Here is a 9,240-nt window from a genome sequence, read left to right on the forward strand (position 1 = left end):
GTACCAGGGTGGAAAAATCATGCTGCAAAATGCCGTCGGTATTCTGAACACCGAACAGATAGAAGCTCTACAAACGGCGTTGTCTGGCCGTTTGTTGTCGCTTTGCTTTGGCTCGGGCGTAGATTCCACGGCAATGATCGTTGCCCTGCATGCTGCGGGGGTGCGCCCCGATGTGATCACTTTCGCAGATACGGGCGCAGAGAAACCCGAAACGCTTTTGCATGTGGAAGCGATGAACCGCGTGCTCGATGCCTGGGGCTGGCCGAGGATCGACGTCTGCCGCAAGGTGCCCCAAGCATCAACCGGCTACGTCGATCTGTACGGCAATTGCCTCAAGAACGAGACACTACCGAGTCTCGCTTTCGGCATGAAATCTTGTTCCATCAAGTGGAAGCAGGTTCCCCAAGACCAGTTTTTGAAAGGAGCGCGCCGTGGCCCTAATGCGCAGCCTGCACACCCGGTCTGGCTACGCGCACGGGAAACCGGGCAGCGCATCGTAAAGCTGATCGGGTACGACTGCGGTAAAGCTGATATGCGTCGTTCCAAAGGATTGAAGCCGGCAGACGCTGATTTCGATTACGTGTACCCCTTGCAGATAGTGGGCTGGGCTAGACGGGAATGTGTGCAGGCCATTACCAAGGCCTTGGGTGATGACCTGGTGCCGATCAAGTCAGCGTGTTTTTTCTGTCCGGCCTCAAAGCAATGGGAGCTCTACTGGCTCGCGGCCAATCACCCCGACCTGCTTGAGCGCGCCTTGGTGTTGGAGCGCAACGCACTGACCGGCAAGCACAGCCGGTTTGATGAAGTGAGGTTCGGTGCAAGTTGGGAAGAACTGGTGCGGGATGCGACTGGGTTCCCCAGTACGACGACCACTGTCGGCCTGGGCCGGTCGTTTGCCTGGAACCAGTGGGCAAGGATCAATGATGTCGTAGACGAGTCGTTCACTGTCAGACGGGATCCGCCGAATCGCGAGCGGTTTGCAATCCTTTCGAATTCCCTCCGTGATCCGGATAACGCCTTGGATTCGCGTTCCCCTGGAATCATTCCAGCCATTGACGTCACTGCGCACGAACAGCTGACCTTGTGGTGAAAGGGCTGCCCGCATAGCCATCTAAGCATGATCCATATTAAACTATGGAATTCGATTCTGTTGTGGAGCTACGTTGATGGCCGGTGATGTACCAGCTTTAAAGCCAGGGGAAGTTGACGCGGAGCATTTTGAGCTGTTGCTGAGCGACACCAAAACCAGCGGCGAAAAGGTGATCGCCGCATTGCGCGATCATCTTGTAAGCGGTCTGAGCGCCAAGGAGGCGACCGATAAGCACCGCGTGACACCTAGCCAGTTTTACAACCGGTTGAAGGGGATCCAGGACAAGCATGCATTCGTGCACGAAGTAAAAAAATTCTATATTTAAGAGTGGAAATTGCTTGTTTATTCCATAGGTATCTATAGAATACGCCTCATTGAAATGAATCACTGAGGAAGCAGCCGGATGGACAAGCAAGCCAAGATTGAAGCGGTCGTAAGAGCTGCAAATGTCTCCTGTGATGTTGCGCGCCAGTACCTTGAAGCTGAGGAATGGCTGGTAGACGAAGCGGTGTTTGACATTCGTGCAGAGCGCAACTTGAAGCTGAAAGCCAACATTGCAACCTTGGCCGCGCTGGAAGCACTGGATCTGATGGCGAAGAAAGCCGGAGTCGAGCCGAAGGTAATCATGGATGTCGTCATCGCTGACCCTGAGGGCAACACGGCACGCTACTTCAAAGACCTGGTGCAAATCGCTCTGCGTGAAGTGCCGAAGCTGCTCGCAGCCTAACCAGCCCGCCCCGGCTCGCCGGGGCCACCAGTTCAGGAAAATCACCCATGTCGACGTGCAACAAAGAACTCAAAACCTTGATTTCGAAAGCTGAATCCATGGGCGCGACAGTGCAAATTGGTTACGACATGAATGTGCTGATTAGCGAAGGTCGCTCCATCATCAGTGATGTACAGATTTCTAATCTGAAAGGCTGTGGGCCATTTCCAATGCCGGCAATCACTGCCGCAGAACGCCTCCGCGAACTCACAGCCTAGTACGAAGTGATCGAGGAATTCGCGGCGGATCTGCCGCCGAGGTACACCACAAGCCCAGCCCTAAAAAGCTGGGCCGAGCCAGTAGAGAGACGCGGCTTTTCGCGTCCGGGAATCACAGATCGTCAGGAGTTGTCCCCATGGTTTTGATGGAAGAAGCCGCTTTGCCCGATGGCACCTTGTCTCTGTCGCTGCCGTTCGGTTGTGACATCCGTACCGCTGCAGGTAAAGCAATCGAGCGCGCTCAAGAGACAGGGTTGAGCGTTCGGTTTGTATTTAACGAAGTTCCATTCGTTGTAACCGAGAAGAACGACCCGGACGCCGTTGAACGGGCTTACCTCTCCCACACGTCAGCACTCGCTACCCATGGTTCTGCCGCTTTTGAAGCACTGTTCAATGACAAGTTGGCCAAGGACATAGAGCAGGCGCAGTCGATGCTTGCCGCTCTACCCAACTGCATTGCCGACGAGGAAGCGCTCGTTGCGTGGATCGGTGCATTTGCATTGCTGAATCTGGCCACAGGATTCGACCTCAAGGCATTGGCTTCCCAGTTGGAGGCTGCTGGTTATGTGGCTGACGACATGACAGTCGATCCCGTTGAAGCACCTACTAAACGGCAGCAGGCACGTTACGTGATCGGTCAGGCGATTTCTGCTCTGCGCAATGGTCATGCTATGCACCCGGTGTTATGTGCCCACGCTGAACGATACAAAAAGGCAAGGCGGGCAGCATGAGCAGTGATACTGATTTGATTGAAGTGACAAGGGCAGTTCGTGCTAACAGTACCAGTGTGTGGCTGGATTGCCCGCACTGCATGGTCGAGTCCCAGCATGAGGCTTCGGCCTACAAAGGGCCGAACGACTCGGGTGTGTTCGTCATCGCGCCTATTGTTACCTACGGCGTGGTTTGCGGCTCTTGCGATGGAGCTTTTATCTTCCGGCCCAAGGCCGTTGACCCGGTGCATTCACAGCAGCTCGTTGAGTTTTTCCAAGGCCTTACCTTCGACCCTAACGGCGCCCGCGACTGGCCGTTCACCACTGAGGTGGAGCAGTTGGTGACAGTGGCCTGGCTGCGTGAGTTCGAAGATGGCACTCAGCAGTTCATGGACGCCGATGAAGAACCACCACAGGTCTACAGCCCGCGCCTGACCCCTGATGCATTGGAGCGGTTTTGTGAAGCGAACATCGAAGCATACCGGGCATTCCATGACAGCCATGAAGCTGCATTGGATCGGCGCGAGTCCGTCCCGATGATTCCTTTCTGGTAGTAGGAAAAGAGCATGAACCGATTAACAGCAGGACTTCTATTGGGTTTGATCGCAGGCGTACCAGGAGGCGCGGCCATCCATGCGCTATACGTGCGCCAAGAGGCTCCTGTGAGCGAACCGGCGAAGGACAGCTTCAACTTTGATCGATCTGGATCGCCGGAGGCTGCGATTGGGTTGGCCGGCGACTATGTGATGCACTCCCTAATTGTTGTTGGAGGGCCAAGGGTTTGGGCCGATACAGCTGCGGTACCCATTTTGATTGCAGGTCGCAAATGTGAACTCACCATGCAGCGAGCGAAGGTCGACGCCGAAAATCGTACCGGGTGGCGGGTCACTAATCAGTCTTGCCAATAACTGTTCAAGGTAATGTCGGATGAAGCGTTTGTTTGAGTACACAACCTCGCTGACCATGAAGCTCCAAATAGCGGCCTTGGCCATTGTTCTGGCATCGGCTTTTGCGGCGTCAGCGGCTGGCTCAAATCTCGTTTTAGCGTTGGGGCTTTCAGCTTACGGACTAATGTCGTGGCCGCTGATTCGCGATCTTGCAACCGTAGCATGGTCGGTCGCGATCCACGGTCGCTGGCCAGCTCGAAACATCTAGGAAACAGTATGACCGAACTTCAGAGAGTTGCTCGACGCGCAAACTTGATTTGGGTCTGGGGTGGACTAGCAATCCTGTTCATCGCCTCGTCAAGCATGCTTGCGATATGGGTATATCCATTCGTGGGGCCTGATCTGCGCAGCGAGTTTTGCGCGCTTCTGGTGCCGTTTGGGGGCTTCGGTTTGGCCGCAACGTTGGTCGGGTTGCGTGAACTTAGATCCGCCAAGAAAAGAGATTGGTGATGTCGATGAAGAAACAGATTAGCAAAAAACCGCTTTACATTATTGCGGTCACGACAGTGGCGATGCTCATGATGCTCGTCTTTCTCGGATGGGTCGCGCTCGCGCGTAAGGCAGAAGAACAGTCCAAGCCATGGGATTTCAGAACCTTTGATCGGCCCATTGTTGCGGGTGCCCCAGGTTGCGAAATTCGTTCACCACAAGGTGAATTGATGAATGAGACTTTCAAGGACGCGAAGCCCAATACGCTCACCCTTGAGAAAGGAACCAGCTTCACTATTGATTGTTTCCCGATTCAGCAATCAGAAAAATCAGGAAAACTACGATGAAAGGACAAGCGAAACTTACTGGCTTAGGCTATTTCGGCCTTCTGCTGATGTTCATCGGCGCTGCAATTGGGTCAGGAATCTGGATGTTTTATCAGATCAATAAGGCCGAACTCTCGACCGCGTTGTGGTGGGGGGGAATCTTCGCGATTCCAGGCATGGTCATCGTTGTGCTGAATGATGGTCGCAACCGTCGGGAAGAATCGAAGGAATTACCAGTTACGAACAGCCAAGCCACCGACACCCAAGAGAAATAATCATGCGCGATCTGTTGAATCCGAAGCTCACAGCCCTGGCTCTCGCTGCGCTTTTTGGCGCGCTGATTTTCATGGCGATCTGCGTTGTCCTGAGTTTCTTTCCCGACCTGTCGATTCCACTTCCAACAGGTGTTCCGTCCGGTCGACTCAATATAGGCATGCTGGGTTATGCCCCTCTTTCCTATGCGGCTGTTTGTGGTGCTTTGGTAGGTATGGTTTTGATCCTAACCGGGCCTGATAAACGCGCAGACAAACCCACAAACTGATAAGGGAAAGATCCATGTCAAACACCAATGTACTTAGCGACGTAGGCCCAACCTGGTCGCCGCTTCCAGAGGGTTTGCGAACCGAGCTTCACGTTGTCAGCCATGAAGGCATGACCGGTAACAAAACGTGGGTTCTTCGTGATTTGAACACCAATGAACTGTACGAGCTTAAGCCCAGCACCATTGAGGGTTGGGACATCCCCGAGGGCCAGCTCGACGGCCCCGGCATCATCGTAACGATGGTTCCTGATTGCGTCACGCTGCAACTCAGCAATGGTCAGCTTTATCGCGACCTGCCCCCGCCTGATGCAATGCGCTTGAAGTAACGGGGACAAATGAAAATCTTGGCATTCATCGACCGCTACTTTTGGCTTCTGCTGGTTTTGACTCTTGCTGGCATCGGCTGCGGCAAACTGGTGTACCAAAGCTATATAGGCGTCCAAATCAATGCGTCACTGGTTTTCCGTGCGCTTTTTCCAGCGCTTTTGTGGCTCTCGATCTGGCTTGGCGCGCGTTACTGGTTCCGGCACTACAGTGCCTCAAATTCAAAGGGTAAATCATGATTCCAGTAGAAGTGATCGACGGGCTAATCAACGGCTGGCGGTTCACACAGCAGCATCCCGTCGTGACGGGCGTTGTTATCGCTGTGCTGCTTGCCTTGGCATTCCTCGCCGCCATGCGGAGCCGTCGCAGTCCACAGCGCAAGTTTTTGCGTGCCGTTTCTGTGTTGTTGGTGATCGGCGCCGTTGGGTTCTATTCGTGGGCCTATACCACACGTAGCCCACGCTTGAGCGAGCAAGTCCAGACGCTTGTCGACCAGGCATCAATAGACGAGACGAAAGAGCGGGAGGCCAAGCAGGCAGGCCCAACGGTCAGTGCGCACAACTGCCAGACGACCGGGGCAAACTCCCCAATCGTCACTGGCGAAAACAGCGTGGTGGTTATTAATGGAAAAACCTACGCGCCGGGGCAAAGCTCCGATTGCGCACCGGGATCCACCAATATTTCAACTCATGGCGCTGGCAGTCCAATCGTCACCGGTGCGGGTGCGAAAGTAAGTGTCCACGTCGAATAACGCCCAACAAGGAAAAGCAGGCATGTACGAAGATAAGAAACCCAGCGTTCTGGCGAGAATTCGTCGGTTGTGGTGCCAGCCTATGGGGCGTGTCATCTGTGTGTTCCTGGCCGCTTGTGTGCTGGTCGGAATCGTTGCGCTTTGCAAGGGCATCGCGTCGGACGCGTTCAGGTTCGCCCAGCTCTTTGGAATTATTGCGATGATTTTCGTGGGTGGTTGGGTAATCTTTCGCGCCGCGTCGGGTTCGGAAAGGTAACGTTCCATGAAAACGGCAGTTTCTGTGATCATCCAGATCGCTATGTTTTGCCTTAGTGCGCTAGCCATACCGGCCGGCATTCTGATGTACCTTCGCTTCCTGGCCTTCGGGGATAACCACCCCTTTAACGCCGTGTTGGGTTTTTTCGGCGTTGGTCCCGTAGTGCTGAACATCGCTGATATGAACTGGCTCAGCACGAGTGGGCTGCAAATCGCTGTCAGTATCCTCAGCGCGGGCATGGTCTATGCGTACCTGGCAGGTTTCCTGGCGATGATTGCCAGGGATGTGGGTGATTGGGCAGACAGCTGGGCTAACACCCCAATTTTCAGGCGAAAAAAACCCGGCGTGTGACGGCCGGGTTAAAAATTAGAACGCAGGCCAAATCTGAGAGGAGCCAGCCTGCGCGAGGGATACTATCAGAAGCTTGAACAGGTGCAACTGTGGTGACGCGGCACGCTGATGTCACCGCAGGATCTGCTAGCAAAATAGCGATCGATCCGCCGGCGCCAGGTTGACTTATGCTAGCAATTTAATGAATATTGACTTTACCGATATCGGGCAAGTTCGTTTCACGGACGCGCAGACCGCGCAAAGGAAGGAAATTATGTTGAAGGGTAGTCTTGCGGTGATGGTTGTTGTGCTGGCCGGGCTGTTGAACGCTGGCTGCGAAGCGCAGAGCACTAACGCGCTGTCGGGTCGCTGGGTCGAGAAGACTCAAGACCAGGGCAAGCACCCGCGCGTTCTGACCATTGCGGCCGAAGAAGACACGTATCGCGTCGACGAGGAAATCTACCTCAATGGTCAATACAAGACCCAGCGCGAGATAGGTCAGCCTGTGTCCAAAACCGTCATCGCGGTGAAAAATGGACTGCGCAACATTCGTCTTGAAAACGGCGTGATCTTCTATCGCAACCTTGAATTCGTGAAAGCGGGCTAACCAGTCATGACCAGATCCCAGTGGGAAAACGCGCTTGCGACCTCCGAGTTGATCCGCAATGTCAGCTGCTTGGTCGTGCTGGGAGCTTTGGCGGTCTTTATGCTTTACCAGCTTGTGACGCCGGCAGAAGTCCCACCAGCGCAGCCGAGCCGACAAGGGGGCATCCCAGTCGTATCGTTGGCCAACGTACCTGCACAGGGCTTTCCGGGGATTCCGCTGGAAGCTTTGAATGCAGTGATGGAGCACGCGCACAACACTTTGGCCAGTGCCGAGAGCGCCGCGCAGCAGTTCGTTGCGGAAAACGTGAGTTGTAACCATGGCGTGGCTTGGGTGGCACTCAAGACGCGAGTTTCAGGCATCGAGCAAGTGAGCTTTGCCCCGTTGCAAAACCAGCGTGACGGCGTGACCAGCATCACCTGTAGCCACAACGGCTACCAGGCCAACGGTCAGGCATTGACCGACCTGCAGTTGGCCATGTACGCCATGGACAGCGGCAAGCAGTCCCAGTAATCACCATCCGGCTCACGCACGTCTGCCTACACTGGTAGGACTGCAGACAGGAGCCGGGCATGAGCAAGCGCAAACCACCGGTCGCGGATCCGTGGCCGGAACAGATCCTACCCAAGCTGGTCACCTTGGCCAGCGTCCCCCCAGCCGGCGATTGGCATTACGAAATCAAGTTTGACGGCTATCGCTTTACCGCGCGGATCCGCGAGCACGTCACCCTGTTTACTCGCAACGGCCACGACTGGACGAACCGCCTGCCCCGGATCGCGACGGAGCTGGCCCAGCTTGGCCTGACCTCGGCTTGGCTGGACGGCGAAGTGGTTGCCCAGGACGCGGACGGTCGACCGATCTTCCATCCCCTGCAAGGCGCGTTCAGTTCGGGGCAAACCGATGACCTGGTGCTGTTCGTTTTCGATCTGCTGTATCTGGCCGGACGGGACCTGCGCGGCGAACCCATCGAGCGGCGCCGGGCATTGCTGCAGTCAATGATCGAGCGCACACCGTTGGAGCATGTACGTTTTTCCGAAGCCTTCGCCGTGGATCCGCGTGACCTGTTGGCCAACGTTTGCGCGATGGGCATGGAAGGCGTGGTCGGTAAGCGCGCCGGGAGTCGCTACGTCTCCGAGCGTGACGGAGAATGGATCAAGCTCAAATGCCACAACCGTCAGGAGTTTGTCATCGTCGGGTACACGCGCGCGGCCGGTGGCATTGGCTCATTGCTGATCGCCTTGCAGGACGAGGCGGACGAGCTGGTCTACGCCGGCCGGGTGCAGTCCGGTTTGAGTGATCGAAAGTTGGTCGGGTTGCGCGCGCGCCTGGGCGATCTGCAGCGAGACACCAGCGCGCTGGCCAGAGTGCCGGCATTGCGCAAGGGGTTGGATGTGGTGTGGCTGGATCCGCAACTGTTGTGTGAGGTGAAGTATGCGGAAATCACCCCGTCCGGCCGGGTGCGCCATGGGGTGTTTCAGGGGATGCGTGACGACAAGCCCGCCACCGGCATCGGCCGCGAAGGTTGAACAAGGTCAAGCGACGTCCTGCCGTTCGGCCTTGATCTGCCGCCACAATTCTTGCTCGATCAACTCGGCATAGTCCTCGGCAATCTGCGCGCAGGCGTTGCGGCCGGCGTCGATGGCTTGGCCATGTTCGTCGTAGATCCGCGCGGACACGATCCGGAACACCAGCTCGCGATCCCCGTAGGCATCCCAGTCGCTGGACGTGGCCCAGGGATCGGGCGGCACGTCGACCAGTTCGATGATGTCGCATTCCAGCTCGTACTGATCGATGTTGACTGTATAGGTCATTTGCGCGCCTCCCGTGATGACCTGGTGCGCCTGCTTTTTGGAACCTGTGGGTTGACAGAGGTGCAGGCCGGATGGCCGAAACGTTCAGGGCTGGCAGGTCACGACGACCAATGGCAGTGACAGGGTGATCGCCGGCG

20 protein-coding genes are annotated in these 9,240 nt (G+C 55.9%); 19 read left to right on the plus strand and 1 reads right to left on the minus strand.

Features of this window, described 5'->3' with window-relative positions:
- The first annotated feature begins 19 nt into the window (after nucleotides 1-19).
- The 19 genes from J3P93_RS27615 (at nucleotide 20) to ligD (ending at nucleotide 8,818) form a co-directional block, all read left to right on the plus strand.
- Nucleotides 20-1,090, plus strand: coding sequence for a hypothetical protein (locus tag J3P93_RS27615; RefSeq protein WP_434598576.1), 1,071 nt, complete (start codon nucleotides 20-22; stop codon nucleotides 1,088-1,090).
- Between the two features lie 76 nt (nucleotides 1,091-1,166).
- Nucleotides 1,167-1,415: a PapB/FocB family fimbrial expression transcriptional regulator gene (locus J3P93_RS27620; protein ID WP_434598579.1), complete on the plus strand. Its 249-nt coding sequence runs from the start codon at nucleotides 1,167-1,169 to the stop codon at nucleotides 1,413-1,415.
- A 78-nt stretch (nucleotides 1,416-1,493) separates the two neighbouring features.
- Nucleotides 1,494-1,817 (plus strand): hypothetical protein, encoded by a 324-nt coding sequence (locus J3P93_RS27625; protein ID WP_434598581.1) that lies wholly within the window; start codon nucleotides 1,494-1,496, stop codon nucleotides 1,815-1,817.
- A 47-nt stretch (nucleotides 1,818-1,864) separates the two neighbouring features.
- A complete protein-coding gene (locus tag J3P93_RS27630; protein WP_434598583.1) occupies nucleotides 1,865-2,074 on the plus strand; it encodes a hypothetical protein in 210 nt (69 codons plus the stop codon).
- 137 nt (nucleotides 2,075-2,211) lie between these two features.
- Nucleotides 2,212-2,805 (plus strand): hypothetical protein, encoded by a 594-nt coding sequence (locus J3P93_RS27635; RefSeq protein ID WP_434598585.1) that lies wholly within the window; start codon nucleotides 2,212-2,214, stop codon nucleotides 2,803-2,805.
- The gene (locus J3P93_RS27640) at nucleotides 2,802-3,338 is read left to right on the plus strand and encodes a hypothetical protein (protein ID WP_434598587.1); all 537 of its coding nucleotides are present in this window, start codon (nucleotides 2,802-2,804) and stop codon (nucleotides 3,336-3,338) included. Before J3P93_RS27635 ends, J3P93_RS27640 begins: the two co-directional genes overlap by 4 nt.
- A gap of 12 nt (nucleotides 3,339-3,350) precedes the next feature.
- Entirely contained in the window at nucleotides 3,351-3,692 is a 342-nt protein-coding gene (locus J3P93_RS27645; protein ID WP_434598589.1) for a hypothetical protein, read from the plus strand.
- 19 nt (nucleotides 3,693-3,711) lie between these two features.
- Nucleotides 3,712-3,939 carry a hypothetical protein gene (locus J3P93_RS27650; RefSeq protein WP_434598592.1) on the plus strand — a complete coding sequence of 76 codons (228 nt, stop codon included), beginning with the start codon at nucleotides 3,712-3,714 and terminating at the stop codon, nucleotides 3,937-3,939.
- Nucleotides 3,940-4,180: 241 nt separating this feature from the next.
- Nucleotides 4,181-4,507: a hypothetical protein gene (locus J3P93_RS27655; protein WP_434598594.1), complete on the plus strand. Its 327-nt coding sequence runs from the start codon at nucleotides 4,181-4,183 to the stop codon at nucleotides 4,505-4,507.
- Nucleotides 4,504-4,761 carry a hypothetical protein gene (locus J3P93_RS27660; protein WP_434598596.1) on the plus strand — a complete coding sequence of 86 codons (258 nt, stop codon included), beginning with the start codon at nucleotides 4,504-4,506 and terminating at the stop codon, nucleotides 4,759-4,761. The genes J3P93_RS27655 and J3P93_RS27660 overlap by 4 nt, the downstream gene beginning before the upstream one ends.
- Nucleotides 4,762-4,763: 2 nt before the next feature.
- Nucleotides 4,764-5,027 carry a hypothetical protein gene (locus J3P93_RS27665; RefSeq protein WP_434598598.1) on the plus strand — a complete coding sequence of 88 codons (264 nt, stop codon included), beginning with the start codon at nucleotides 4,764-4,766 and terminating at the stop codon, nucleotides 5,025-5,027.
- 14 nt (nucleotides 5,028-5,041) lie between these two features.
- Nucleotides 5,042-5,353, plus strand: a complete 312-nt coding sequence (locus tag J3P93_RS27670; RefSeq protein ID WP_434598600.1) for a DUF5440 family protein — start codon at nucleotides 5,042-5,044, stop codon at nucleotides 5,351-5,353.
- 9 nt (nucleotides 5,354-5,362) lie between these two features.
- Nucleotides 5,363-5,590: a hypothetical protein gene (locus J3P93_RS27675; RefSeq protein WP_434598602.1), complete on the plus strand. Its 228-nt coding sequence runs from the start codon at nucleotides 5,363-5,365 to the stop codon at nucleotides 5,588-5,590.
- Nucleotides 5,587-6,102 (plus strand): hypothetical protein, encoded by a 516-nt coding sequence (locus J3P93_RS27680; protein WP_434598604.1) that lies wholly within the window; start codon nucleotides 5,587-5,589, stop codon nucleotides 6,100-6,102. The genes J3P93_RS27675 and J3P93_RS27680 overlap by 4 nt, the downstream gene beginning before the upstream one ends.
- A 22-nt stretch (nucleotides 6,103-6,124) precedes the next feature.
- The gene (locus J3P93_RS27685) at nucleotides 6,125-6,358 is read left to right on the plus strand and encodes a hypothetical protein (protein ID WP_434598606.1); all 234 of its coding nucleotides are present in this window, start codon (nucleotides 6,125-6,127) and stop codon (nucleotides 6,356-6,358) included.
- A 6-nt stretch (nucleotides 6,359-6,364) separates the two neighbouring features.
- Nucleotides 6,365-6,709 carry a hypothetical protein gene (locus J3P93_RS27690; RefSeq protein WP_434598608.1) on the plus strand — a complete coding sequence of 115 codons (345 nt, stop codon included), beginning with the start codon at nucleotides 6,365-6,367 and terminating at the stop codon, nucleotides 6,707-6,709.
- Nucleotides 6,710-6,890: 181 nt separating this feature from the next.
- Nucleotides 6,891-7,295: a hypothetical protein gene (locus J3P93_RS27695; protein WP_434598610.1), complete on the plus strand. Its 405-nt coding sequence runs from the start codon at nucleotides 6,891-6,893 to the stop codon at nucleotides 7,293-7,295.
- A gap of 6 nt (nucleotides 7,296-7,301) precedes the next feature.
- Nucleotides 7,302-7,805 (plus strand): hypothetical protein, encoded by a 504-nt coding sequence (locus J3P93_RS27700; RefSeq protein ID WP_434598612.1) that lies wholly within the window; start codon nucleotides 7,302-7,304, stop codon nucleotides 7,803-7,805.
- A gap of 59 nt (nucleotides 7,806-7,864) precedes the next feature.
- The gene (ligD, locus tag J3P93_RS27705) at nucleotides 7,865-8,818 is read left to right on the plus strand and encodes a non-homologous end-joining DNA ligase (protein WP_434598614.1); all 954 of its coding nucleotides are present in this window, start codon (nucleotides 7,865-7,867) and stop codon (nucleotides 8,816-8,818) included.
- 6 nt (nucleotides 8,819-8,824) lie between these two features.
- On the opposite strand, the gene J3P93_RS27710 is transcribed toward ligD, so the two are convergent.
- Nucleotides 8,825-9,103, minus strand: coding sequence for a hypothetical protein (locus J3P93_RS27710; protein ID WP_252886143.1), 279 nt, complete (start codon nucleotides 9,101-9,103; stop codon nucleotides 8,825-8,827).
- Nucleotides 9,104-9,240: the final 137 nt, after the last annotated feature.

Origin of the sequence: Pseudomonas sp. R3-57 (genome assembly GCF_051132065.1) — a bacterium.
Taxonomy (GTDB): Bacteria; Pseudomonadota; Gammaproteobacteria; order Pseudomonadales; family Pseudomonadaceae; genus Aquipseudomonas.

Coding starts and splice junctions, on each gene's coding strand:
- J3P93_RS27635 (WP_434598585.1), top strand. CDS start 2,212: ATGGTTTTGATGGAAGAAGCCGCTTTGCCCGATGGCACCTTGTCTCTG.
- J3P93_RS27650 (WP_434598592.1), top strand. CDS start 3,712: ATGAAGCGTTTGTTTGAGTACACAACCTCGCTGACCATGAAGCTCCAA.
- J3P93_RS27665 (WP_434598598.1), top strand. CDS start 4,764: ATGCGCGATCTGTTGAATCCGAAGCTCACAGCCCTGGCTCTCGCTGCG.
- ligD (WP_434598614.1), top strand. CDS start 7,865: ATGAGCAAGCGCAAACCACCGGTCGCGGATCCGTGGCCGGAACAGATC.
- J3P93_RS27645 (WP_434598589.1), top strand. CDS start 3,351: ATGAACCGATTAACAGCAGGACTTCTATTGGGTTTGATCGCAGGCGTA.
- J3P93_RS27620 (WP_434598579.1), top strand. CDS start 1,167: ATGGCCGGTGATGTACCAGCTTTAAAGCCAGGGGAAGTTGACGCGGAG.
- J3P93_RS27685 (WP_434598606.1), top strand. CDS start 6,125: ATGTACGAAGATAAGAAACCCAGCGTTCTGGCGAGAATTCGTCGGTTG.
- J3P93_RS27655 (WP_434598594.1), top strand. CDS start 4,181: ATGTCGATGAAGAAACAGATTAGCAAAAAACCGCTTTACATTATTGCG.
- J3P93_RS27660 (WP_434598596.1), top strand. CDS start 4,504: ATGAAAGGACAAGCGAAACTTACTGGCTTAGGCTATTTCGGCCTTCTG.
- J3P93_RS27680 (WP_434598604.1), top strand. CDS start 5,587: ATGATTCCAGTAGAAGTGATCGACGGGCTAATCAACGGCTGGCGGTTC.
- J3P93_RS27670 (WP_434598600.1), top strand. CDS start 5,042: ATGTCAAACACCAATGTACTTAGCGACGTAGGCCCAACCTGGTCGCCG.
- J3P93_RS27630 (WP_434598583.1), top strand. CDS start 1,865: ATGTCGACGTGCAACAAAGAACTCAAAACCTTGATTTCGAAAGCTGAA.
- J3P93_RS27700 (WP_434598612.1), top strand. CDS start 7,302: ATGACCAGATCCCAGTGGGAAAACGCGCTTGCGACCTCCGAGTTGATC.
- J3P93_RS27690 (WP_434598608.1), top strand. CDS start 6,365: ATGAAAACGGCAGTTTCTGTGATCATCCAGATCGCTATGTTTTGCCTT.
- J3P93_RS27625 (WP_434598581.1), top strand. CDS start 1,494: ATGGACAAGCAAGCCAAGATTGAAGCGGTCGTAAGAGCTGCAAATGTC.
- J3P93_RS27640 (WP_434598587.1), top strand. CDS start 2,802: ATGAGCAGTGATACTGATTTGATTGAAGTGACAAGGGCAGTTCGTGCT.
- J3P93_RS27675 (WP_434598602.1), top strand. CDS start 5,363: ATGAAAATCTTGGCATTCATCGACCGCTACTTTTGGCTTCTGCTGGTT.
- J3P93_RS27710 (WP_252886143.1), bottom strand. CDS start 9,103: ATGACCTATACAGTCAACATCGATCAGTACGAGCTGGAATGCGACATC.
- J3P93_RS27615 (WP_434598576.1), top strand. CDS start 20: ATGCTGCAAAATGCCGTCGGTATTCTGAACACCGAACAGATAGAAGCT.
- J3P93_RS27695 (WP_434598610.1), top strand. CDS start 6,891: ATGAATATTGACTTTACCGATATCGGGCAAGTTCGTTTCACGGACGCG.